This window comes from Klebsiella sp. D-Nf1, from assembly GCF_002810515.1.
Classification (GTDB): domain Bacteria; phylum Pseudomonadota; class Gammaproteobacteria; order Enterobacterales; family Enterobacteriaceae; genus Klebsiella; species Klebsiella variicola.
Genome location: NZ_PIOK01000001.1, coordinates 1,168,512 through 1,192,819, shown reverse-complemented (window position 1 = coordinate 1,192,819; position 24,308 = coordinate 1,168,512). Strand labels below are relative to the sequence as shown.

Annotated in this window: 19 protein-coding genes, 2 pseudogenes and 1 riboswitch; of the genes and pseudogenes, 8 read left to right on the top strand and 13 right to left on the bottom strand. The window is 55.4% G+C overall.

Features of this window, described 5'->3' with window-relative positions:
• Window positions 1–9 precede the first annotated feature (9 nt).
• The 5 genes from CWM54_RS05845 to tenA form a co-directional block, all read right to left on the bottom strand.
• Complete coding sequence (locus CWM54_RS05845; protein ID WP_008804788.1) at window positions 10–1,395, bottom strand: diaminobutyrate--2-oxoglutarate transaminase; 1,386 nt, start codon at window positions 1,393–1,395, stop codon at window positions 10–12.
• A gap of 306 nt (window positions 1,396–1,701) precedes the next feature.
• Window positions 1,702–2,637, bottom strand: a complete 936-nt coding sequence (locus CWM54_RS05840; protein ID WP_100680302.1) for an ABC transporter substrate-binding protein — start codon at window positions 2,635–2,637, stop codon at window positions 1,702–1,704.
• A gap of 24 nt (window positions 2,638–2,661) precedes the next feature.
• A complete protein-coding gene (locus CWM54_RS05835; RefSeq protein WP_100680301.1) occupies window positions 2,662–3,402 on the bottom strand; it encodes an ABC transporter permease in 741 nt (246 codons plus the stop codon).
• A complete protein-coding gene (locus tag CWM54_RS05830; protein WP_100680300.1) occupies window positions 3,399–4,127 on the bottom strand; it encodes an ABC transporter ATP-binding protein in 729 nt (242 codons plus the stop codon). Before CWM54_RS05830 ends, CWM54_RS05835 begins: the two co-directional genes overlap by 4 nt.
• The gene (gene tenA / locus CWM54_RS05825; protein WP_100680299.1) at window positions 4,124–4,819 is read right to left on the bottom strand and encodes a thiaminase II; all 696 of its coding nucleotides are present in this window, start codon (window positions 4,817–4,819) and stop codon (window positions 4,124–4,126) included. The genes CWM54_RS05830 and tenA overlap by 4 nt, the downstream gene beginning before the upstream one ends.
• A gap of 68 nt (window positions 4,820–4,887) precedes the next feature.
• A riboswitch (TPP riboswitch) is annotated at window positions 4,888–4,989 on the bottom strand.
• Window positions 4,990–5,290: 301 nt separating this feature from the next.
• Here tenA and CWM54_RS05820 point away from each other — a divergent pair.
• The 3 genes and pseudogenes from CWM54_RS05820 to CWM54_RS05810 form a co-directional block, all read left to right on the top strand.
• Window positions 5,291–5,560, top strand: a pseudogene (locus CWM54_RS05820) (glyceraldehyde-3-phosphate dehydrogenase); the annotation flags it as partial.
• Between the two features lie 18 nt (window positions 5,561–5,578).
• Window positions 5,579–6,523 carry a hypothetical protein gene (locus CWM54_RS05815; protein ID WP_012968151.1) on the top strand — a complete coding sequence of 315 codons (945 nt, stop codon included), beginning with the start codon at window positions 5,579–5,581 and terminating at the stop codon, window positions 6,521–6,523.
• 65 nt (window positions 6,524–6,588) lie between these two features.
• Window positions 6,589–7,695 (top strand): DUF4056 domain-containing protein, encoded by a 1,107-nt coding sequence (locus CWM54_RS05810; protein WP_100696372.1) that lies wholly within the window; start codon window positions 6,589–6,591, stop codon window positions 7,693–7,695.
• A gap of 37 nt (window positions 7,696–7,732) precedes the next feature.
• On the opposite strand, the gene CWM54_RS05805 is transcribed toward CWM54_RS05810, so the two are convergent.
• The 3 genes from CWM54_RS05805 to CWM54_RS05795 form a co-directional block, all read right to left on the bottom strand.
• A complete protein-coding gene (locus CWM54_RS05805; RefSeq protein ID WP_022065966.1) occupies window positions 7,733–8,905 on the bottom strand; it encodes a Gfo/Idh/MocA family protein in 1,173 nt (390 codons plus the stop codon).
• Between the two features lie 13 nt (window positions 8,906–8,918).
• A complete protein-coding gene (locus CWM54_RS05800) occupies window positions 8,919–9,842 on the bottom strand; it encodes a TIM barrel protein (RefSeq protein ID WP_008804796.1) in 924 nt (307 codons plus the stop codon).
• Between the two features lie 191 nt (window positions 9,843–10,033).
• Complete coding sequence (locus CWM54_RS05795) at window positions 10,034–11,074, bottom strand: LacI family DNA-binding transcriptional regulator (protein WP_100696370.1); 1,041 nt, start codon at window positions 11,072–11,074, stop codon at window positions 10,034–10,036.
• Window positions 11,075–11,473: 399 nt separating this feature from the next.
• On the opposite strand from CWM54_RS05795, the gene CWM54_RS05790 reads away from it, so the two are divergent.
• The gene (locus CWM54_RS05790) at window positions 11,474–12,730 is read left to right on the top strand and encodes a sensor domain-containing diguanylate cyclase (protein ID WP_100680296.1); all 1,257 of its coding nucleotides are present in this window, start codon (window positions 11,474–11,476) and stop codon (window positions 12,728–12,730) included.
• Window positions 12,731–12,854: 124 nt separating this feature from the next.
• The gene (locus CWM54_RS05785; RefSeq protein ID WP_100696368.1) at window positions 12,855–13,796 is read left to right on the top strand and encodes a hypothetical protein; all 942 of its coding nucleotides are present in this window, start codon (window positions 12,855–12,857) and stop codon (window positions 13,794–13,796) included.
• 109 nt (window positions 13,797–13,905) lie between these two features.
• On the opposite strand, the gene guaD is transcribed toward CWM54_RS05785, so the two are convergent.
• Both guaD and CWM54_RS05775 read right to left on the bottom strand, forming a co-directional pair.
• Complete coding sequence (gene guaD / locus CWM54_RS05780) at window positions 13,906–15,216, bottom strand: guanine deaminase (RefSeq protein WP_100680295.1); 1,311 nt, start codon at window positions 15,214–15,216, stop codon at window positions 13,906–13,908.
• A gap of 101 nt (window positions 15,217–15,317) precedes the next feature.
• Window positions 15,318–16,814 (bottom strand): NCS1 family nucleobase:cation symporter-1, encoded by a 1,497-nt coding sequence (locus CWM54_RS05775; RefSeq protein WP_100680294.1) that lies wholly within the window; start codon window positions 16,812–16,814, stop codon window positions 15,318–15,320.
• Window positions 16,815–16,958: 144 nt separating this feature from the next.
• Between CWM54_RS05775 and CWM54_RS05770 the strand changes: the two genes are divergently transcribed.
• The 3 genes and pseudogenes from CWM54_RS05770 (at window position 16,959) to puuE (ending at window position 19,363) form a co-directional block, all read left to right on the top strand.
• Complete coding sequence (locus tag CWM54_RS05770) at window positions 16,959–17,675, top strand: GntR family transcriptional regulator (protein ID WP_002905523.1); 717 nt, start codon at window positions 16,959–16,961, stop codon at window positions 17,673–17,675.
• A pseudogene (locus CWM54_RS05765) lies at window positions 17,675–18,543 on the top strand (aspartate/glutamate racemase family protein); the annotation flags it as partial. The gene CWM54_RS05770 and the pseudogene CWM54_RS05765, both read left to right, overlap by 1 nt.
• Window positions 18,431–19,363 (top strand): allantoinase PuuE, encoded by a 933-nt coding sequence (gene puuE, locus CWM54_RS05760; RefSeq protein ID WP_004179983.1) that lies wholly within the window; start codon window positions 18,431–18,433, stop codon window positions 19,361–19,363. The pseudogene CWM54_RS05765 and the gene puuE, both read left to right, overlap by 113 nt.
• A gap of 288 nt (window positions 19,364–19,651) precedes the next feature.
• Here puuE and CWM54_RS05755 read toward each other — a convergent pair whose 3' ends face one another.
• From CWM54_RS05755 to CWM54_RS05745, 3 genes are all read right to left on the bottom strand, one after another.
• Window positions 19,652–20,830: a hypothetical protein gene (locus CWM54_RS05755; protein WP_100680293.1), complete on the bottom strand. Its 1,179-nt coding sequence runs from the start codon at window positions 20,828–20,830 to the stop codon at window positions 19,652–19,654.
• A gap of 40 nt (window positions 20,831–20,870) precedes the next feature.
• Window positions 20,871–22,634: an alpha/beta hydrolase gene (locus CWM54_RS05750; RefSeq protein WP_133122409.1), complete on the bottom strand. Its 1,764-nt coding sequence runs from the start codon at window positions 22,632–22,634 to the stop codon at window positions 20,871–20,873.
• A 442-nt stretch (window positions 22,635–23,076) separates the two neighbouring features.
• A complete protein-coding gene (locus CWM54_RS05745; RefSeq protein ID WP_100696366.1) occupies window positions 23,077–24,138 on the bottom strand; it encodes a M15 family metallopeptidase in 1,062 nt (353 codons plus the stop codon).
• Between the last annotated feature and the right edge of the window lie 170 nt (window positions 24,139–24,308).

Below are 24,308 nucleotides of genomic sequence, written 5' to 3'. Positions count from 1 at the left end.
TGACTCCACTCAGACCGGCTTTACGCCGGCGGCCAGCAGGGCCTGTTCAAATTTGTCAAGGAACACATCCAGTTCCGCGTTGCTGATCAGCAGGGACGGCAGCAGACGCAGCACGCAGCCGTGACGACCACCGCGCTCGAGGATCAGGCCCGCTTCGAAGCATTTCTTCTGCAGCAGGGCAGAGAGTTCGCCGTCAGCCGGGTAGCAGCCCATGTGATCCTGAGCTTCGTTCGGCTTGACGATTTCGATACCGATCATCAGACCAAGACCACGTACGTGGCCAATGACCGGGTAGCGTTTCTGCAGCTCGGCCAGTTTGCCTTTCAGCCACTCGCCCTGGGCAGCGACTTTGTCGGCGATCTTGTTGTCGCGCAGGTGACGCAGGGTGGTCAGACCGGTAGCCATCGCCAGCTGGTTGCCGCGGAAGGTGCCGGTGTGGTGACCCGGTTCCCAGGCGTCGAACTGTTTTTTAATGCCCAGCACCGCCAGCGGCAGACCGCCACCGACCGCTTTCGACATCACGATGATGTCCGGCTGGATACCGGCGTGCTCGAAGGCGAAGAATTTACCGGTACGGGCAAAGCCAGCCTGCACTTCATCGACGATCAGCAGAATGCCATGCTCTTCGGTCACTTTGCGGATGCGCTGCAGCCACTCGACCGGCGCCGGGTTCACGCCGCCTTCACCCTGCACGGCTTCGAGGATCACCGCCGCCGGTTTACGGACGCCGCTCTCCACGTCGTTGATCAGGTTTTCGAAGTAGTAGGTCAGGGCTTTCACGCCGGCTTCGCCGCCGATGCCCAGCGGGCAACGATACAGGTGCGGGTAAGGCATGAACTGGACTTCCGGCATCATGCCGTTAACCGCTGCTTTCGGCGACAGGTTGCCAGTGACGGACAGCGCGCCATGGGTCATCCCGTGATAGCCGCCGGAGAAGCTGATCACCGCCGTACGGCCAGTGTATTTTTTCGCCAGTTTCAGCGCAGCTTCCACGGCGTCAGCGCCGGAAGGGCCGGTGAACTGCAGGCAATACTCTTTCCCTTCGCCCGGCAGGCAAGAGAGCAGGTATTCGGAGAAACGATCTTTTAACGGGGTAGTCAGATCGAGGGTATGTAACGGCAAGCCGCTGGTAATGACACTTTGGATGCTCTGCAATACATCAGGGTGGTTGTGGCCCAGAGCGAGAGTACCGGCGCCCGCGAGGCAGTCCAGGTACTGTTTGTTATCCGCATCCGTCAGCCACACGCCTTCAGCTTTAGTGATAGCCAGCGGTAACTTACGCGGGTAACTCCTGACATTCGATTCGAATTCGGCCTGACGGGCCAAAAAGGTTTCGTTGTTTGCGTCTAATAAATCGGCACGTAAAGTATCAATACGGACTTTATCCGTCATCATATCACTCCCACAACCAGCATTGCGGTTGAACGCTGGTTGAATAATTGGTCTAAGGAATTGAATTGGCATTCATAAAGCGCGCACAATATATGGCTTTTTAAATCCGCATTCAACGTTTTATTGATTGCGCTATTTTGACGTTATTCTTACCGGGGTAATAATTAACGTAACCTGCTGAATTATAATAGAACAACTGCGTGTCACGATAACCCTTTAAAGTGTAATTATTAGTGAGAAAGTCTCTATATTTTTATTGCCGCTGCGTTAAAGCGCTGACGGAATGCCTTCCGTCAGCGATAGCAAGACTCAATGCAGTTCAACCGCATAATTTGTTAAAGGTGTGACTTTTTTCACCAACTTATTGTTATATAAAAACTGTTCATAAGCTTCGTAGCGCGGTTTATCCAGTGCCGCCGGATCGGTGGCGAACAGCGGCACGGTTTGCAGCCACGCCTGGTGGTTGAGCTCGGTTTTCAGCTCCGGGTGGGCGGCGGCAAACGCCTCCCAGCTCTCCTGCGGGTGGGCGCGCAGATAGCTCACCCCGGCCTGCAGGGCGGTGAGGAATTTACGGATCCTGGACTCATGAATCGCGTCGCGATGGGCGACAATCACCAGCTCGTCATAGGTCGGTACGCCATAATCTTCGACGTTCATCACCACCGGCGTTTTGCCCTGCAGCTTCAGCTCCTGCGCTTCTATATTACGATAGCCGCCGATGACCGCGTCCACCTGGCCCGCCAGCAAGGCGCTGGTCAGCTGGAAATTGACGTTAACCAGTTTGATGCTGGCCGGATCGATACCCGCGTGTTGCGCCATGGTCGACAGGGTGGCCTGCTCAATGCCGCTGACCGAGTAGCCCACCTTCTTGCCTTGCAGGTCTGCCGGAGTTTTGATGTGCTTATCCAGGGCGATCACTGTGTTCAACGGCGAGTTAATCAGGGTTCCGACGCGCACCAACGGTAACCCTTCGTCAGCGAAGAAGTGCACCTGCGGCTGGTAGGTGATGGCCAGATCCGCCTGACGGGCGGCCACCATGCGGGGAGGCAACGCAGGATCGGAGGGAGGGACAATCTTGACGTCCAGCCCCTGAGCCTTAAAGGCGCCGATCTGCTCGGCCACCATAATCGGCGCATGGTCGGGGTTAATGTACCAGTCCAGCACCAGCGTCAGCGGTTCATTGGCCAGCGCGTGGCCGCTGAACAGGGCCGTCAGGGTTGCCCCGGCGAAAAGCGACTTTTTCATCTGTTTTCCTTTATTACTTCATCTTTATTCCGGTGACCAGTCGATCAGCCGGTGCAGCAGGGTATCTACCGCCAGCCACAGCAGGAGGGTCAGTAGCACTAAAATAAACAGCGCGGCGAAGCAGATATCGGTTTGCAGCCGCGCATTGGCATTGAGCATGACGTAGCCCAGCCCCTCAGCGGAGCCGACCCATTCGCCAATAATCGCGCCGATGGGCGCCACCGCCGCCGCCATCCGCAGGCCCGAGCCCAGCGCGGGCAGGGCTGCCATCAGGCGGACATGCCGCAGCTGAGCGCCAAAGGAGGCGTTCATGCTGCGCGCCAGATCGAGATATTCCTGGTTGACCCGTCGCAAGCCATCAAAGAAGGCGGAAGTCACCGGAAAGAAAATCACCAGCACGGCCATTGCCACTTTGGCGCTCATGCCAAAGCCCAGCCAGAGCACCAGCAGCGGGGCGAGGGCAAAGACCGGAATCGCCTGACTGGTGAGCACCAGCGGCATCAGCCAGCGCTGCAGGTGCGGAGAGAGGATCATGCCCAGCGCCAGGGTGACGCCGAGCGTTACGCCCAGCGCCAGGCCGCTCAGGATCTCACTGAGCGTGATAAGCGTATGCCAGCCGAGATAGGCGCGATTGACCCACAGCGCCTCGGCGACCGCCATCGGGGAGGGTAAAAGAAAGTGAGGAATACCGCTGCGGCTGGCCAGACCCCAGAGGATCATCAACCCGCAGAACACCATGCTGCCCCGCCAGAGACGTCCGGTCATGGATGAGCCCTCATCAGTTGCTGCAGCAGGGCGGCCTGGCTGTTCAAGAGATCGGGCGCGTCCGGCGCGCGCGGAGGTGTGCCGACGAGGTGATGGCTGTCATCGATGTCGCCGTCGGCCGCCGAGAGGACCAGCAGGCGGTGGCTCAGCCGGCAGGCCTCCTGCGGATCGTGGGTGATCAGCACCACCGTGCGACCAGCCAGCAGGGTGGCTGCCAGGGTTTGAATGCGCGTGCGGGTGAGGGTATCCAGCGCCGAGAAAGGCTCATCCATCAGCACGATGGGTCGGTCCTCATACAGGGTGCGGGCCAGCGCGGCGCGCTGACGCATGCCGCCGGAGAGGGTTGCCGGCCGGGCGTCGGCGCAGGACGAGAGCTCCACCTGCTCAAGCAGGGCGGCGACCCGGGCGCGATCGACTTTTTCACCGCGCAGCCGCGCGCCGAGGGCGACGTTGTCCCGGACGCTCAGCCAGGGGTAGAGCAGATCTTTCTGCCCCATCCACGCCAGACGGCCCTGAATCGGCTGCCCATCGCTGGCGACCACCGCTCCACGGGTGGCGGGCGCCAGACCGGCCATTACCCTCAGCAGGCTGGTTTTGCCAGCCCCGCTGGCGCCGAGCAGCGACACCCACTGCCCGCCGGGGACCGTAAACGACAGGTTGTCGAACAGCCGACGGTCGCCGAAATGCAGGCTCAGGCCACGGACCTCAATACCCGGCGCCGTCACGCCCGGGTCTCCGCCGTCGCGTTGAGGCCCATCTGCCAGAACTGCGCCTCAAGGCGGGTGGCGGTGGTGAAAATCTCGCTCAGCTCAGTGATCCGGGCCTCGCTCCCGCGCTGCTGCCACACCGTTTCCAGCAGCGCCAGCGCGGCGTTGACGCCGTGCAGATAGCCTTCATCGCCATAGTTGCGGATCCACGAGGCGTAGGGGTTATCGTCCAGTCGGGTGGCGGGATGCTGCAGCAGGCCGAGACCGATTTCCGCATAACCGGCCACGCAGGGCATCAGCGCGACCAGCAGATCCAGCGCGTCACCCGAGTGGCCAATATCCAGCACGTAGCGAGTATAGTTAATGGTTTCCGGCGCTTCAGGCTGGGTAGCCATCTCCTGCTCGCTAATGCCCCACCGGGCGCAGTAACCGACGTGCAGCGGCAGTTCGTTGAGGATGGCGTTCATTGAGGCGGCCGCGGCCCGCATCTCCGGCAGCGTGCGCAGTTTACTCACCAGCAGCGCGTAGCTGCGGGCAAAGTGGATCAGAAACAGATAATCCTGGGTCAGGTAGCGACGAAACGCGCTTTCCGCCAGGGTGCCCTCGGCAAGCTGCTGGACGAAAGGATGCGCCACATAGTGCTGCCAGTCAGCGGTGGCCAGCTGGCGTAAACGGCCGTAAAGACCATGGCTAAACGCGGGAACAATCACAGGACCTCCAGTCATTCAGGGGAGATCCGGGCGTGCAGGGGTGTGAACAGGCAATGGCGGTAATGCAGGCAAAATTGCCGACCCGTCCCTTCGCTGGCATGACCCAGATCAGGTTCAAAGGGTTCGGCTTGCGCCATCTCAGCCCTCACGGGACACCCCTCGGTAGCGCTATGTTATACGACATTCACCTTTTGAATACAATCACCGCGCTGTCCTGTATTGCGATGGCATTTTTCTGTGATAGCCAGCACTTTTTCGTATAAAAATAACCAAAAAACAGGCGGCTGCGCGTTGGTGAGCATTATTCTCTTACGTTATATTTTCATTATCCCGTTGTGATAATCCTGTTCGCCACGCGTGTTGTGCGCGCCCCAAAGCCCCGGAGTGAGCATGAAATTCCTGTTGTCCGCACTGGCGGTCGCGGGCCATTAATCAATCATTCATCCACCATGAAAACCCTTTGATGTCCCTATTTCGCGTTACCGCTATCAGGGTGACGACGTGGTCACGGCGCAAACCCAGCAGGCCTGGGCGTTCACCCCGCGCTGGATCCTGCAGGGATTCGTTGGCGCGGGGAGCGTCGCTGACACGGCGGGCGCGCTAGGGGAACAGTCAGAGGTGGCATGGGGGGCCGGTTTTCGTTACCTGATTGCACGGCAGTACGGTTTGCGTACCGGGATTGACGTGGCGTTCAGTGAGCATGAGCAGGCGGTCTATTTCAATGTCGGTTCGGGTTTATAACTACACATGAGAATAACAATGAGAGCATCCGGAACGGTGTTAACGCTGCTGTTGGCGGCCTGTGGCGCGTCGGCCGCGGAGCAGAGCGAGAGCGACAGCTATTTTCCGATATGGGGCGATGAGGCTCGCGCCCGGGGGTATTCGATCCCGTTACCCTACGGCGTCAACCTGAGCTATATGAATATCCGTCAGGATATCATGGTCGACAGTATTACCTTTTCCGGGCTTAAGCTGGGCAACCATCCCATTCCCAGCGATATGTTCGCCATCGATGCCGGGCACACCCGCGAGAAGAGCAAAACCGAAAACCTGCGCCTCGATATGTGGGTCTTTCCGTTTCTCAACGTTTACGGGCTGGTGGGGCATACCCGCGGGTCGTCGGTCTCCCAGGTCTCCGTGGATTCGGATCCTTCGCAGTTTCGCGGTCTGGATCGGGTGATCGCCGGCGCGGTTCACCAGCTTTATCAGAGCGGAAAACTGCAGAATATTGATTTTACGCTTGATTTCAAAGGAACCACCTGGGGAACCGGCTTTACGCTCGCAGGGGGATACGGCAACTGGTTCGGGTTAGTAGACACTAACTACACCCGTACCGATTTCGATATTCTCGACGGCAGCATCTCGGCGGTCACCGTCTCGCCGCGCGTCGGCTACCGCTTCAGTTTTCAGGGGATCGACGGACCGTCCCACCTCAGCCTGTGGGTCGGGAGCATGTATCAGGACGTGCAGCAGGAGTTTAAAGGCGATCTGGCCGACCTGCATATGCCGCCAGAGCTTCAGCCCCTGATTGCCGCAGTCAATAAAGACGGCGAGGGGAAATTCGACGTCAAGCAGAAGCTGACCTCGCCCTGGAATATGCTGATTGGCGCCCAGTATGAAGTCACCAAAAACTTTAACGTGCTGACTGAATTTGGTTTTAACGAGCGCAATAGCTTCTTTGTCTCCGGTGAATACCGTTTTTAACTAAAACTGCTGGCGCCATCTGCCGGTAAGATGCGCGCTCTTTTGTTGTTGTGGAGAGGCTGTTGATGCGTAAAGCCTTATGGCTGCTGTTTGCACTGTCGCTGCCGGCGCTGGCGCAGGATCCGGTGCTGCCCGCTGTGACGGCGATCCATCCGGTGCCCACCCTGGGTGAGCTGCCGCCGCCGGAGTCGCTGCGACCGTGCTGCGCTTTTGGTTACGACCTGCACGTGCGCGCGGTGGGCATCCCGATCCCGGTATACCAGATTGGCAATGTGCTGACCCTGGATACGCTGGGCAAGCACCATTACAACGACAGCGCGTTCGGGGCGGTGAAAAACCTGCTGGGGCTCAGCGAGGAGCAGAACGGGCTCATCTATACCCGTCGCGGCGGGTTTATTGATATCGCCCATGTGCGCGATACGGCGGACTACACCTTCTATCTGTTCAATCGTATTGCGCCGACGCTGGGCCAGGCGGGGCGGATCTTCTACAGTGAAGAGCTGGGCGTGCGTCGGGTTCAGCTGAATGCCTTTACGCCGCCGGTGGGCGTCAGGCAGCGCTATCAGCTGGCCGCCGGGCTGGCGGGTCATCTGGCCTTCGAAATTGCCCAATGGCATGAGATTGCCCAGTGGTATGGCTTCCAGTCGGTCCCCGGGTTTTCTGAGGAGATCTCCGCTTTTTCGCCAGAGGATCTCTACTCCAATTTACTCGGCGCCAGGCTGGCGATTAACGTGATCCTCAGCGGCCACGGTGGTTCGCTGGAAGACTATAACCAGGCCATGGATGCGGCGCTGAAACAGGCGCTGACCCGACTGATGGTGGCGACGCGAGGGGAGACGGAAGCGATGTTTCAGCGGATCGACGGCGACTGGTGGAACAGTCACCGGCGGGTGCCGGATAAGTTTCTGGTGCTGAAACGTAACTACGATCTGCAGGAAAATCGGCTGCCGACGCCGGTCCCTTTCGAAACCCTGCCGCCGTATCGCCTGACCATGCCTGAGCAGGTTGGGGGGTTCCGCTTACGCGACCTCGGCGAACTGCAGATCTACCCAGGGCACGATATGCAGGCGCTGCCGGTTCCCGCGCAATACTATGGCGCCGGAGCGTTCCAGGCGCTGGCGGATAGCGCACGTGAGGCGGACAAGACCCAGCTGTCACGAATTGAAAAATAGCCGTAAAGGCTCAGGGCGAGCGCCCTGAGCCAGTGAGTTAGCGGAAGTCGACCCAGCAGGCGCCGTTGTCGGCAGACCGTACGCAGTTTTCCACCCAGCGCACGCCGAACGCGCCGGCGCGAGCGTCCGGATACCAGAAGTCGGCCAGCAGCGCTTCGTCGCGACGGTCGGCGGCATCCATGGCGATGGCGAAACGGCGATAGAGATTCGACCATGCCTCAAACAGCCCCTCCGGATGACCGCCGCCGATGCGGTCATCCTGACGCGCCAGCGGATCGAGGTAGTCCATGCCGCGCTCGAGGATGCGCACCGGCTCGCCCTGGATTTCATAGCGCAGCTGGTTGGGCTGTTCATCCCACCATTCGAGACTGGCTTTTTCACCGACGATACGCACCTTTTGCCCGTGCATGGAGCCGCAGTTAACGGCGGAGCTCCACAGCGAGCCAACGGCGCCGTTGTCATACTCCATCAGCACATGGGCGTTATCTTCCAGCGGCGCGCGGCTTTTGACGAAGCTTTGTCTGGCGCACATCAGCCGGGTGATGTTCAGCTGTGGGGCCATGGTTTCAACCAGAAACAGCGGATGAGTGGCCAGGTCGCCCAGAACATAGCTGGGGCCGACAAAGCGAGGATCAACCCGCCAGCGGGTACTGGCGTTTTCCAGCTCCACCGGCTGGGCGTGAAAACCGTGGGCAAACTGCATATTGACGATACGGATGTCGCCCAGCAGCCCGTCGGCGATCATCTGCCGGGCCTGCAGGATCAGCTGGTGGCCGGCATAGCCGTAGGTCACCCCGATGATTTTGTGCTGCCGCTGGCTGAGCGCCACCAGTTCGTCAGCTTCCTCGCTGCTGAAGCACAGCGGCTTTTCGCACACCACGTGCAGCCCGGCCTCCAGCGCCGCCCGGCAGATGGCATAATGGGTGTTATTTGGTGTAGCAATCGACACCGCCTGAATGCCGTCCGGACGCTCCGCCTCGCCGCGGAACAGGCTCTGGTAGTCGGCGTAACAGCGTTCGGGATCCACCCCCAGCTGTTGGCCGAACTGGCGTCCGCGCTCGGCATCAATATCAAAGGCGCCGGCCAGCAGCGTAAAGGTGTTATCACGCAGCGCCGCTGAGCGGTGAATATAGCCGATCTGGCTGCTGCCGCCGCCGCCGACCATGCCCCAGCGCAGGGTGCGGTCGAGAGGTTTTAAACCGTTAATCATGTTGCGTCTCCTGTCAGAATCCCACGTCGCGCAGATAGCGCAGACTTTCCGTGACCGCCTGCAGGCTGCCTGCGGCATGGCGCGGATCACGCTCTTGTTCAATGGTTATCCAGCCCTGATACCCCCGCCGGGCGAGAAAGTCTTTGATGGCCGGATAGTCAATGGCGCCGCTGCCGAGCGGGCACATTACCCCTTCGGCGCAGGCGGTGAAAAAGTCGATGCCCTCGGCGATGGCGCGCTGGTAAACCTGCGGATCCACATCCTTGAAGTGCAGGTAGTCGAGTCGCGCGTAATAGCGATCCAGCCAGTCGAGCGGATCCATACCGGCGTAGTAGAGATGCCCGGTGTCCAGACACAATCCCGCGACGTCGTGCGGAATATCGTTCGCCAGCCGCTCGATTTCATCCGCAAATTCGATGCAGCCCCCGGCATGGGGATGGATAACCGCCCGGACGCCATACTCCTGCCAGGCGAGGGTGCTGAGGGCGGTAATGTGCGCCATCATGCGCTGCCAGTCTTTGTCATCAAGACGTGGAGCCAGCGCGCCGCGCCCGGCAAAGCGCGCTCGCTCAGGGTTGCCGAAATCAATAATCACCAGGTAAGGCGGCTGAACAGGATGTCCTGGCGTGGGTTCGGCGGCCGGAACCTGCGAGAGATTGCGGCAGATCTGATGCGTCAGCGCTACCAGGGTGGGGAAATGGGCTTCGCTGACCAGATCGTCAAAGATCGTACCGGCTACCAGCGACAACTGATGCTGTTCCAGCGCCGCGCGCAGGCTGGCCGGGTCGGTGGGCAGGTAGCCCCAGGGCCCAAGCTCAATGCTGCGATAGCCGGCCTGCGCCGCCTCCTTGAGCACGGTAGCCCAGGCGGGAAGGTCAGGGTTTTTTGGGTCATCCACGCCCCAGCTGCATGGGGCATTGGCGATAGAGAGTGTCATGTTGGCTTCCTTTTTACACAGGGGATGCCGCTGAGTATTGAATAAATATTTCATTCTCAACAATGATGGAATGATGATTTTTTGATGGGCATCATGCTTTGAATTGATGTGGTTTTTGATAGTTTTTTATCAAATTGAGGGCGGGCGCGGTCTGCCCGTTAACTGGCCCCGGCGGCGGCGGGGCCGGGAATTTACATATTTTCTTTGGTGATGATATCGAAAGGCTGAGGGAGAGAAATCACCTCGCTGTGCGAGCGAGAAACCGCGTCCGTTATGGTGCGTAGCGTGGCAGCGGCAAACGCATCCAGCCGGTGGTTAAGCATGATGTCGATGGTGCCATCGATCAGCGCCAGTTCACTGTCGTTTAGCGGGCCGTGGCAGACCAGGGTGATCGCCTGCTGACGGCCGCTGTCGCGCAGCGCCTCGACAATGCCTTCGACGCCGCCGCAGGGGGCATAGATCGCCTGCAGGGCCGGGTACTGACTCAGCATCTGCTCCGTCACGGTCCTGGCGATATCCGCCCGTTCATGGCTGCGAACCGGCTCCAGGATCTGCTGCCCCATGCCTTGTTCACGCAGGCAGGAGCGGAAGCTGATCTCACAGCTTTCCTGACAGGTAAAACGATTGTCGCCAATGATAATACCTATTTCACCATCCCCGCGGCATAAGCGCTCGATAAACCAGGCGGCGGTGCGCCCGGCTTTTTGATTATCGAGGCCGATATATCCGCTGCGCTGGGGGACCGACAGATCCGAAAGCAGGGTGAACACGCGAACGCCGCGGGCGGCGGCCCGGGCGACTGCGTGTCGAATCAGCGGGTGATCCAGCGCCACCAGGCCTAACACGTCCACCTCGTCACTTAGCCGGTGAATGGCCTGAGCCATCGCTTCCACCGCATCGATGGCAAAATGCAGTATCACCGGCGCCTGGCCTGCCGGTAGCCATGGGGCGGCCTCGCGCGTCAGCGCTCGGGCCAGCGGCAGGTAGAAGGAGTGGGTCTCTTGCAGCAGGATAAAACCCATTCTGACCGTGACCGGCGCTTTACCCGCCGCCAGACGATAGTGGGGTTGCTCGAGGGTAAACCCCAGCCGTCGTGCCGCCTCCAGTACGCTGAATGCCGTGGACTCCTTCACCGCCGCACGCTTGTTCAGCACCCGGTCGACGGTGGCAATACCGACTTTGGCTTCACGAGCGATATCGGCAAGTGTGATTTTGGTAGCGTTTTTTTTCACTGTGATGGCCGTTTTTGATGAGAGTTATGATAGAAACTATCACGATTAGTCTGGGCATAAAAGCCGCAACGCGGGCGTCCTGGACAAAGCCAATACGCAGCCAACTGGGGGGTAAGACCGATATACACACTCTGTGATCAAAAGCGACTACCAGTTCTGGTATTGCTGCTATGCTGTTGAAATAGAATTAATAAAAAAGACATTTTCGCATCCAGTCGGTTAAACCACGCGCAAAGTCGCCTCGGGTGGGCGTTGCTGCGTGCAGAACCGACTATACTTGCCGCGCACGCGCGTCATTAAGGTTTTCGGTTTCTTTTTGCTATCACTTTATACCAGCGTCAGGGCCGCTCATCGTTGTGCGTCGCTCCGGCGCCGGGAATTGGTCGGTTTGGGGCCTGTATGTTATTAAAAGAACTGGCTGTTTTTGATGTATTAAGTACCCCGATATGGGTAGTCCATCCTTTTAATGAAAGTGTGGTCTATGCCAATCAGGTTTCCCGGACGTTGAGCGGCGATATGTCGCTGAAGGAGATGCGTAACGGTATCTATTCGACCTGTCCTGAAACACAGTTACAACATTATCTTCGCTATCTCGATACGATGACCGAGATATTTGAAGTCTGGACGCTACAGACTGAGAAGGGCCTGCAGTCGGTGTATTGTAAAACCACCCTGGTTGAGACTGACGACAGCGGTACCTTACTGCTGTTTGAAGCCGTGAAGCTGCTGGCGCAAAATCAATCCATTCACACCGGCTCCCGCCGCTACCAGCGGCGCAACAATGGCTTTTTTGCCCGTTTTTTTATGACCAATACCGCGCCGATGCTATTGATCGATCCCAATAAGGATGGTCGAATTGTCGATGCCAATATTGCGGCGCTGCGTTTTTATCATTATTCCGATGAGGAAATGCGCAATAAACATACCTGGCAAATTAATACCCTTGGTCGGGACGTGATCCCCATCATGAATAATATTGCCAATATGCCAGGCGGGCATAAACCGCTTAATTTTACGCATATTTTAGCCGACGGTACGCTGCGCCATGTCCAAACCTACGCCGGGCCCGTAGTGCTTTATAATATTCGACTGATGTTGTGTATTATTCACGATATCACCGAGGAAGTGCATCTGAAAAAAGAGCTGGAATTTTCTGCCGCCCACGATCCCCTCACCGGATTGCTTAATCGCCGCGAATTTTATCGCCTCGTCGAGGCACCGTCATTTATCGCGCAAGGCTTTTGTCTGCTGTTAATCGACATCGATCATTTCAAGAGCATTAATGATATTCACGGTCATCAAAAAGGGGATGAAGTCCTGCTGGTGATCTCGCGCATTCTGGAAACGTCGGTTGATCGTGAAGATAAAATTTATCGCTGGGGGGGAGAAGAGTTTCTGCTCTTTTTACCCCATTCGCCGATAGCGCGCGCCCTGATACTGGCGGAAGGGATCCGCCAGGCGGTCAGCGAGTATCAGACGCTGTCGGTGACGGTGAGCATCGGCGTGGCCGAACACCATGACGGGGAAGCGATTGATCAGCTTTTTTCCCGCGTCGATAAAGCGCTGTATGTGGCCAAAAATGATGGGCGCAACCGGGTCTCGCGCATGCCGTTTGAAAATGTGGAACTGCTGCACAGCCGCGGAGGCGCGGCCTGACCAGCCCAATGCTTTTTCTCCCCGCCGGACGCGCAGGCTGACTCACCGACTATACTGAGTGAACGCCAGCCTGTTGATTTGGGTGGCAATATTGTTAGCCTGTCGCTGAGGTGGCAAACGACATATGGTGCGTCTTCTCGTTCTCCTGTCGGTACTTTCGCTTTCCGCGCCAGCGACGCTGGCGGCGAACGGCCACGCCATCAAACAGCGTGCCGATGCCGTATTGACCCTGATGAGCTATACCGTCGTCCCTGACGTGACCGCCAGCGATCTCAACATTGGTTCCGGCAGCAACGACAAGCATAACCTGGCCATCACCCAGTTTGGCGGCGGGGCAACCCTCAGCGAGTCGTTCCCGCTGTATCTTGAAGGTACGATGGGTTACAGCCGTTACGACCCGCGCTTTGTGGTCAGCAATGGCGAACAGACGCGGAATGTGCCGACCAAATGGAACAGTCTGACCACCACCGGCGGTGTCGGCTGGGATTTTTCGCTGTACCGGGACAGCCTCGGAGGCAACCTGGTGTTGCGGCCGATCGTCAATGTGATGCTCGGTACCCTGGCCAGCGATGCGCGCCTCGGCAGCTGGGCAATTGAGCGAAAAACCAACGCCGATCTGCAATTCCTCGACGGCGGTCGGTTCAATGCATGGGGGCTCGGCGGGGCGTTGATGCTGGATTACGAACGCTTTTCCGCCACCCAGGATATTGATGCCGAACTGCGTTACTCCTATATGCATCTGCAAAGTTTCGGCAGTAGCGCTGAGGTGGTGCAGGGAGAGGCCAGCGCGGAGAATCTCGGCCTGTATCTTCGCCGCCGCGCGCCGATAGCGGACTGGACGCTGTTGGGTAACCCGCTGCGATACGTTTTGGAGGGGGCGCATACCGAATTTCTCGGCGACCAGCGAGGGGCGCTGGGCTTTACCGGTTTGACCTCCCTGGGGATTGGCCTCGAGCTGGACAGCAGTAAATACCCGGTCTTTATCACCCGCACCCGGCTGGTGGCGCGCTATATGTTCGGCAATAACACCACAGGCTATGGCGTAGGCCTGGCAATGAGTTTTTGATGACCTCAAATCTGGTGCCGGACAGTTCCCTGGCTCTCAGGGAGAGGGCCTGAGTCGCAACGATTATCGGACGATGCCCTCTCCCTTTGGGAGAGGGCCAGGGTGAGGGTCAATCCTGACACCACACCCGCTCGCCATTCACCCACGTCTCGCTGATATTGCGTTCATCTCCCAGGGTCATCAGCACGAACAACTGCTCATAAATGTCATGGCAGCGGCCTGTGCGCAGACGCTGCAGCGGGGTGACCGCCGGGTCAATCACCACAAAATCTGCCTCTTTGCCCGGCTGAAAATTGCCAATTTTCTCCTCCAGCCGCAGGGCGCGCGCCCCGCCGAGGGTGGCGTGATAGAAGGCCTCGCTGGCGCGCAGGCGATAGCTCTGCAGTTGCCCTACCTTGTAGGCCTCGCCCAGCGTCCGCAGCATGCTGAAGGTGGTGCCAGCCCCGACGTCGCTGCCAATGCCCATCCGCACCTGGTGCTGCCAGCAAGCGGGCAGGCGGAACAGTCCGCTGCCGAGAAACAGATTCGAGGTCGGACAGAAGGCGACGGCGGACCCGGTGTCATGCAGGCACTGCCACTCGGCATCATCGAGATGGATCCCGTGAGCAAAAACGCTGCGTTCGCCGGTGAGTTGATAGTGATGATAGACATCCAGATAGTGCTCATGCTCAGGCCACAGCTGTTTAACCCAGGCGATCTCCTCGCGGTTTTCACTGAGATGTGTCTGCAGCCAGGTGTCGGGAAACTCAGTCCGCAGGCGCTGCACGGCCTCCAGCAACGCCGGTGTCGAGGTAGGGGCAAAGCGCGGGGTGATGGCATAGCCCAGCCTCCCGCGCTGATGCCAGCGGAGGATCAACTCACGGGTCTGCTCGTAGCTCTCCCCGGCGGTTTCGCACAGATAATCCGGCACATGGCGATCCATCATCACTTTTCCGGCGATCAGCCGCATATTCAGACGCAGCGCCTCGCTGAACAGCGCCTCGGCCGAAGCCGGGTGCAAGGTACAAAACACCAGCGCGGTGGTGGTGCCATGGCTAATCAGCTGGTTAACAAAAAACTGCGCTATCTCCTGCGCATAATCCGCATCGGCAAACTGGCTCTCCACCGGGAAGGTGTAGGTGGTGAGCCACTCCAGCAGCTGTTCGCCAAAGGCGCCGATCATCTCAGTCTGCGGATAGTGAATGTGGGTATCGACAAACCCGGGCAACAGCAGCTTGCCTCGCTGGTCGAGATAGCCCTTCAACGGCTGCAGAAAGGCTTCTCCCTCCTGCCATGGCAGTAGCGCGATAATTTTCCCATCCTGCAAGAACAACAGGCCATCATCGAGATAGCGGGCCTGGGCGGCCACCTCATCCGGGGTCTCTGCTACGCCGGCGATATCAAAAAATGCACCGCGCACCGCGGTCTGGTAATCCATCATCGAACCTGCCTTCTCTTAACGCTCCGGGAATAGTGATAAAAAGCAATATTGGTGCCAGTTTGCAGACTGCCGCGGCCAGACGCCGCGGCAGGTAGTGAGGGTTACTCTTTTTGCGCTACCGCGCCGGAACGGAAGGCTGCTGTCGCCTGCACTTCACGCTCGTCGCGGGCCAGCCAGCGGTAGAGGGTGCCACCGAGGAAGACGCCGATAAACCAGCTGAAGTTCGCCACTTCATGCAGGGCCGGAATAAAGCTGATGATCAGCCCCAGGGCCACCGTCGGCAGCAGGGCGGTAATCGCTTTCGGGTTAAAGCCGTTGCGGTACCAGTATTTACCCTTCGGCGTATCGTTAAACAGATCGTCCACCGACACCCGGCCGCGTTTGATGAGGTAGAAGTCGGCGATCAGGATGCCAAACAGCGGGCCAATAAAGGCGCCCAGTACGTCGAGGGTATAGTGGATCAGTTCCGGAGAGTTAAACAGGTTCCACGGCGTCAGGAGTATCGAGCCCACCGCGGCAATCATCCCGCCGGTACGGAAGCTGATTTTCTGTGGCGCGCAGTTGGAAAAATCGAAGGCCGGAGAGACGAAGTTAGCCACGATATTAATGCCGATGGTGGCGGTAATCATGGTCAGCAGGCCAATGGCCACCGCCAGATCGTTACCCACGCGGCTGACGGTTTCGATCGGGTCAGTGATCATTTTGCCGAACAGCGACTGGGTGCCGGAGACAATCACCACGGTCACCACCGAGAACAGCAGGAAGTTAAACGGCAGCCCCCAGCGGTTACCGCGGCGGATCTCGCCCATGCTTTTGCCGTAGCGGGAAAAGTCACCGAAGTTGAGCAGCGGTCCGGAGAAGTAGGAGACCACCAGCGCCGTGGCGGTGATCATCTGCCAGGTCTGCTCGCCGGCGCTCAGGGATTTGCTGGCGAGGGTAAAGGAGATCCCGTCCAGACCGGTCTTGTATACAATCCAGCCAGCCAGCGCCAGCATCACCACATAAACCGCCGGACCGGCGATATCGATAAAGCGTTTGATGGCGTTCATGCCATGCCAGAACACCATCGCCTGCAGCAGCCACATGGTGGCGAAGCACAGCCAGCCTAGCGTCGACAGCCCGAGAAAGCTGCTGCTGGTCAGCGAGGCAAGGGAGGGCCAGAACTTGAGCAGGACCAGCATCAGGGCGTTAGCCGCCAGATAGGTCTGAATACCGTACCAGGCGAACGCGATCAGCCCGCGGATCACCGCCGGGATATTGGCGCCGAAGACGCCAAACGCCTGACGGCAGATAACGGCGTATGGCACCCCGGCCATCTGGCTCGGCTTCGCCACCAGGTTAGCGCACAGCTGCACAATACAGATGCCGACCAGCAGGCAGAGCAGAACCTGCCAGCTGGCCAGTCCAAGCGTAAAGAAGCTCGCCGCTACGACGTAGCCGCCCATGCTGTGCACGTCCGACATCCAGAATGAAAAAATATTGTACCAGCTCCAGTTCTGGTCGCGGGTGGGCGCCAGATCCTCATTACATAGCCGCGGACTGTAGCTGGCGGCCGCCTCGTGAGTCTTCTTCTGCTGCGTGTGGGATGAATGTGGCATGAAACCTGCTCCTATGAATGAAAACCCTTTGATATGGATTGCTGAGGCTATTGCAGGATCCAGGCCAGAATGATGAATCTTGTATACAAAAAATAAATTTTATGTATACGATCTGCTATCGATAAGTGAAACCGGAGTGGGTTAATGAATAATGAACATCGTCTCCAGGCCGCGCCAGCGCTGCAGGACAAGGACGAAAGCATTTACCAGGCGCTGATGACGGCCATCGTCGAACATCAGTTGCCGCCGGGCAGCAAACTGCCGGAAGAGGCGCTGGCGGAGGTGTTCGCCGTGAGCCGCACCGGCATCAGAAAGGTGCTGCAACGACTCGCCGCTGTGCAACTGGTCACGTTGACGCCCAAACGTGGTGCACATGTCACCAGCCCCAGCGTGGAAGAGTCCCAGGCGATCTTTCGCACCCGGGCGCTGCTTGAGGTCGCCAATTTGCCCGATGTGATCGCGCGCTGTCAGCCGCCGCATCTGGCGGCGCTGGAGAACATTATTCAGCGTGAACAGCAGGCCCATGAGGCGCACGACGGCCCGGCGGCGATCCGCCACTCCGCTGACTTTCATATTCAGTTGCAGGCCATCTCCGGTAACCCGGTGCTCACCGAGATGGTGACCCGCCTCAGCCAGCGCTCCTCTTTAGTGATTGCCGCCTGGGGTGCCCCCTGGCGACAGGGCTGCCGTTGCGACGATCACCAGCAGCTGGTGGGTTTGCTGCGGGATAAAGCCCTGCAGCCACTTAGCGAGGCGCTGATGCACCATTTTGATCATATTGTCGCCAGCCTGTGCTTCGAGCGCGATGGCGTCAGCCTGCCCGATTTTTCCCGATTGTTCGCCGGCCACAAGGAGTCGTGATGTCTGCCATATGTATACAAGTGATCAACCCCAATACCAGCCTGGCGATGACCGAAACGATAGGCGCCGCCGCGCGTGCGGTCGCTGCGCCGGGTACCGAGATCCTTGCGGTCTGTCCACACGCCGGGGTGCCGTCAATTGAAGGCCACTTTGACGAGGCCATCGCGGCGGTCGGCGTGCTGGAGCAGATCAAGGCCGGACGCGAGCTGGGGGTGGATGGGCATGTGATCGCCTGCTTCGGTGACCCGGGGCTGCTGGCGGCGCGGGAGCTGGCGCAAGGACCGGTGATCGGCATTGCGGAAGCGGCGATGCATATGGCGACGATGGTTGCCACCCGTTTCTCCATTGTGACAACGCTCCCGCGCACGCTGATCATCGCCCGTCATTTACTGCACCAGTACGGATTTCATCAACACTGCGCGGCGCTACACGCCATTGATTTGCCGGTGCTGGCACTGGAAGACGGCAGCGGCCTGGCGCAGGAGAAAGTGCGTGAGCGCTGCATTCGCGCGCTGAAAGAGGATGGTAGCGGGGCGATTGTCCTTGGCTGCGGCGGGATGGCAACCCTGGCGCAGGAGCTGACCCGCGAGCTGCGGGTGCCAGTGATCGATGGCGTCAGCGCGGCGGTGAAGATGGTGGAGTCACTGGTCGCGCTGGGCCTGGCGACCAGCAAGCACGGGGACTTAGCGTTCCCGGAGAAAAAAGCGTTAAGCGGACAGTTTCAGTCGTTAAATCCATTTTAAAAGGGGCAGGAGATGGGAGAGAACCAGGAACACTATCCTCGCGATCTGCGAGGTTATGCAGGGGAGCCGCCGCACGCGCGCTGGCCGGGCGGGGCGCGGATCGCGGTGCAGTTCGTCCTCAACTACGAGGAAGGCGCTGAGAATCACGTCCTGCATGGCGATGCGGGTTCGGAACAGTTCCTGTCCGATATTATTGGCGCCGCCAGCTACCCGGCACGCCATATGTCGATGGATTCACTCTATGAGTACGGCAGCCGGGCAGGGTTCTGGCGCATCCATCGTGAGTTCAGCCAGCGTGGGCTGCCGTTGACCGTTTTCGGCGTGGCGATGGCGCTGGCGCGGCACCCGGAGATTGTGGCGGCGATCAAGGCCGCGGATTACGATGTGGTCAGCCACGGTTGGCGCTGGATCCACTATCAGCACATGGATATTGCCGAGGAGCGCGAGCATCTGCAAAAAGCGGTGCAGGTACTGACCGACCTGTTCGGCAAACCGCCCACCGGCTGGTATACCGGCCGCGACAGCCCCAACACCCGCCAGCTGGTGGTGGAGCACGGCGGCTTTGACTACGACAGCGATTATTATGGCGATGATTTACCTTTCTGGAGCGAAGTGGCCTGCAGCGACGGCAGCCAGCGGCCACACCTGATCGTGCCTTATACCCTCGACGCCAACGACATGCGCTTCGCCACCGCCCAGGGATTCAACACCGCGGAGCAGTTTTATACCTATCTGAAAGACAGCTTTGACGTGCTGTACGCCGAGGGTGAAACCGCGCCGAAGATGATGTCCGTGGGGATGCACTGCCGGCTGCTGGGCCGCCCGGGCCGTTTCCGCGCGCTGCAGCGTTTCCTTGACTATATCCAGCAGCACGACAAGGTGTGGGTCTGCACCCGGCAGCAGATCGCCGACCACTGGCGCGAAACCCATCCGTATCGCGGGTAGCTTGCTGCCACTGAACCTGGCTCTTGTATGTATAAAGTCATTACAGTTTATCCGCCGTCAGGCGGGTAAACTATCATCAACTGCATCATTTTTCCTTTAAACCCGAGCAGCCACTAGGATAGCTTTAGGCCAGCCCGAATCCTGCAAGGTCGGGAGATATGAACATGATGGAATATACTTTTGTTGGCGTGAATATCACCAAAGCCATATTCGATTATTTATCATCCCTTCCGGCATCTGGAATGTTTTTTCACTCATAGCAGATTACATCCATATTCCATTAATCAATTAGGATGCTATGATTTTGTCGATTAGGGCATCTCGACCGGCATCTGGCGCCGTATTTCTAGCAGTCATAATTTGTCTCGCATTTTTTACGGCATTTCTAATGTCTGTTTTTTCTTGACTTCCTACTAATGCCATGCGTGCGCTAAGTACACTGGCAGCCTGATATCCACAAAAGGCTGGTTCTTCAAATAATCGGTTTGCGAGCCAGGTAATATAGTTAGGATCAAATTCCATTTGTAGGATACATACTGCAGCCAGTCGCTCACCAGGGGAGTTACTCACTGTTAGTTGTGGAAGAAAATATTTCGCTGCAAAGCCAAGACGTCGCATTCCGGCAGTAATAGAAGACATAAGGAGCGTACGCTTGTCTCCCGAGGGCATTGAAATCCGTGCTTGTTCATAGTTGTTTACGAGACTATGCAAGCTGGGTTTTATAGCGTCAGGATTATTACCTGGAAGTGTATCTTTTATCTTTTTTGCTATAGCCACATCGGTTGGCGTGGGTACAACAGGTGTTCCTTCTTTGAAAAACTCATCAGCATCTGCTTTTAAGACATCATCCAGAGTTTTGTAAAATTGACTATCAGAACGTTGGAATGCACCTTGTAAAAAAAGACGCGTATATAAATAGCCACACAGAAAACCGATCGTCGAAAACCCCAAAATTAAAGCAATTGACAAAGATTTCATGCTCTCATTAGGTTTGTCGCTCATCGAAGCAGCAACGTAATTACTAATAACTATTAGATGGTTCCCTAGTGTCTTTAAATTCACCAAAGTTAAACCAATAATGATTTTAGTAAGCCAATCGGAAACCTCTTCCAGATTTGTATTTGGCCGTCCTTGATAGATATCGCTTGTCGCAGTATATGTCTGTATTTGCTTGTTGTTGGGTGTTATCTTATTGGCTTGATCCTTATTTCCAGCTCTCGGGATGCCAAACAAAAAACCAATCCCCGCACCAACCGACAGGCAAGCCATTACCCATAACAGAAGATAGCCGAGTTCTATTTTGAAACTTATGATAATAACTGAAACAACCCCCAGAGTCATCAGCGGGAATATCGCAGAATTCACAATCAATAAATCATCTCTCCCTGGTTTAAGAGAGGAGTGTTCGTATACTAGCACTGAGCTAAACCAAGTTTTTAAAGAAAGAATAAGAGGCTGGATAATCATGTAACACCTCGATAATGAGCTCTGCGCTCATGACTCTAGATTAAATTTTAGTAAGCAGTAGCCACAATATAAGTATATATATAGCAAGGGAAAAACCTGTGGCGTAATCCTGAGACTGGAGCGGAGTTAACAGTTGGATTAAATATTTAATAGCTAACCACACCCCCCATGTAATTGCTCCAACAAGTATCCAGGCGATAGGCGGGAAATGGCTTGTAATGGCAATCCATTTTGTTCTTGACAGGCTAAGTGGAATGTTATTTTTGGACGGGAGTTTGCCGTTACGAATAAAACTGGCGATATGATCCCACAGTGGTTCTTCTATTGCTGCCCCGTGACCACCCTTGATATAGGTCAGTTGATGAATTCTAGGATGTGGGTTACTCAGGATAAAACCGTCATGACCTGCGCTACCTAAGTCTTGCCAGTGAGCAAATTGGAATAATTTTGAAAAGAAAGCTACCACCCAGTCTGTTGTTGCTACGAAATTCAGTACTGCATTAACTCGCGGCGGGGAACTGTTCAGATACTTGTGCCAGTTAAAGTCCTGCCGTACAACGCTGCCAGCGAAAACAACATTTTTGAACGTGCAGCATGGATAAAGTTCGAGCGCTCTTGCTAGTAGATAGGTACCGTTGCTATGTCCAACGTAAGAAAAACTGGCTTTGGGGTATTTTGCGAGTGCTTCCGTATACTGATCCATTAACCACTCGACTTTCTTACGGCGATATAAGGGGAAGAGAAAAGGCAGCATCGGGAAGTAGCCATAGCTCGATGTTTCTGTTGCCCATTTTTCATTATCTGGCACTTGAATACGCCGTGCAAGCTTGTGTGTCCAATAACCGGCATCTCTAATACCGTGTATGACAAAAGCTACTTGAGTGACCGATTCATCTGCTTTTGTGACTCGTTCGTCAGCAGGAAGAATATTATCGGAAGCCAGTTCAGAGGGAGATAGTATCAGAGCTTTTATAAAGACAGAGAAACGGCTCTGACCGTAGTCTGAATCATAGAGTTCGATAATGGACTTATGTCCTGAGTACGGCACATCTAGATAGATAAAATCCCCTCCAGAAATAAGGTCTATGTTATCATCGGGAGATACAATATCATCGCGCGAGCCTAACAACTGGATGGTAATAGCATTTCCGCCTGCTTTGGAATCGGAAGCATACTCTCGACGCATGTATAACCACTGAACACGTAACTGAGTGATAAATTCTGCACCTCGGCGAATTGTGAGAATTGCTGGTGGTCGATGTTTGAATGCATACAGTAAATGACCCAAAATCACACCTAATGTCCAAAGCGGTGCCTTCGTAATACTCATATGATGACTAATACTCCAGCCTCGGTTCATACCTGCCATCAGAATCAGACGAGAGACACGTTTCGCCCAATATCTAGCTGCAAGCCTACCATTATCTAATGATGATTCAGATCTGAAGTAGCAAGCTTCGAACGGTGCTTTACGCGTCTCACCACAAGCGACGATATAGAGTTTACGGGCAAGCAGTGCACCAAAGCTGTGACCTATTAATATAATATTTGTAATTGGATTTGTACCATTTTCTGATTGCTGTATGATAGTATCTAACTGATTTAAATGAAGGTTAACTATCTCATTTGGGTTTGCCGTTGAAAACCATGACAGTGGAAGGTCAGGGCAATACATCTGGGCATTAGGCCATTGTTTTTTAACTGCATCAATAACTGAAGATAAAGAAGTGGCATTGTTGGCATAGGCGTGGAATACAACTACTAGAATTCCTTTGCCGTCATGTGTAAATTTTTTTTCTGTCATACCCCCTCCGGACGACCCAATCATGAAACTACCTATGGCCATTACTCTTTCAAGGCCATATCTATTGGTTAATATATTTGCTTGAGGGCTTAAGAATAAAATAAGCTAAGCCAGTCTGCAGTTGTATCATAAATCCACTCAATCTCAATGTGGATGACTTGGCATGGTTATATTCCCCACTCGTTCAAGTAAAATTAATTTTAAGACTTTCTCCATGCTTCGATTTTTATATATTGCAAGTCAAAATTAATGTATACAGATTGATTTAAATTTAGGAAGATAGTATATCCTCGCCCACCAATTCATCGTAATTGATTATTAAGAGTGAAGGGTAGGGGTATTAACTTTTCATGCAAAATTTCAATGAGTAAATTAATTCATCTTATGAACTTAACACAAAATATGAGCTTATAACTTATAAGAATGCATTAAACCACAACTCTTACAACAACATTGTTTCAAACTCTCTGACCGCATCGCGACGCAACCATGGATCAATTTCGTGTCTTGATACTGGTCCATGATGGTGAATGGTGCGACGCAGCAGTCGTGACACATATTCCATCGCAAGGGGGTGATTCTCTTTCATCGCTTTTTGAAAAATATTACCATCAAATGTCCCAACATCTCTTAATACCAAATCCTTAAGTTCCTGTCCAAAATGCATTGAGTTTGCACTTACCTGCCAAGCTCCAGCCTCAATAGTTTCTGGTGTTACTGATGTCGGATTATTTTTGTCTCGCCCTGCATTCCAGTCCCACGACGATTCAAAACCAGCGAGTACGCGCATGACTTCGAGCATTACTGCGCGGCGATGGTTAATATCACGCCATGGGCCTAGTATATTTTTAATGCTTGAGTAGATATCACTTTCAGAGTTTGGTGCAAATATTTCATCGGGAGCATTTTTTCCCCAATCAATTAACTGTTCCAAGAAATCATTCGTCGGTACACCTCGGTTTGAAACATGTTGCTTGGTTGAGATAAATTTTATTTCAATCGGCTTCTTCAATGCTTCTGTCTGAAAAAACTGATTAACCTCGAAATGCATAGGGTCATTAAAAGACTTTCCCCAAGTAAATCCAAAAGACTGAAAAATAGGAGCGAAGGGAGCAACCGAGTCGCCAAATCCAGGATCATCTTCATTTAAGTCGATCGCGATTCCAAAAGCATGATTCGAAGGAAGCTTGCTTAAGGCGCCACTGGTGGGTTTTCGTAAGCGTGGATTCAGTGTTCCAGCACATGATTTAACAAGGTGAAGATAGCCTTGCTCTTCAATTGCTTTAAAAACCGCGAGTATTTGTTGATGGGCAAGTCTATGAAAATGTAATTCTCCATCATTTGAACCTGGAATACCTTTAAGCTGCGGAATTGTAATAGGTGTAACATCGTTAATGTTAAAGCCACTAATAAAGAAAATAGCATCCCCACGTTTCCATTCAGGACTGGCTGTTCGGAATGTAACTTCACCAAATAATGGATGAATAAAACTGCTAAGAGGCATGATTCACTCCTGTTATGTTGGGATGTTAATAAGATGAAATCAAGCTATACCATGCTGGAACGTGTCTTTTTATGAAACATTCTTTTGAATGGTAAAATCAGTGTAATCTATAGGTGCAAGGCGAGCAAGTTGTACTGCATAAGTTCGATATAATAATTCTTTTAGATAGG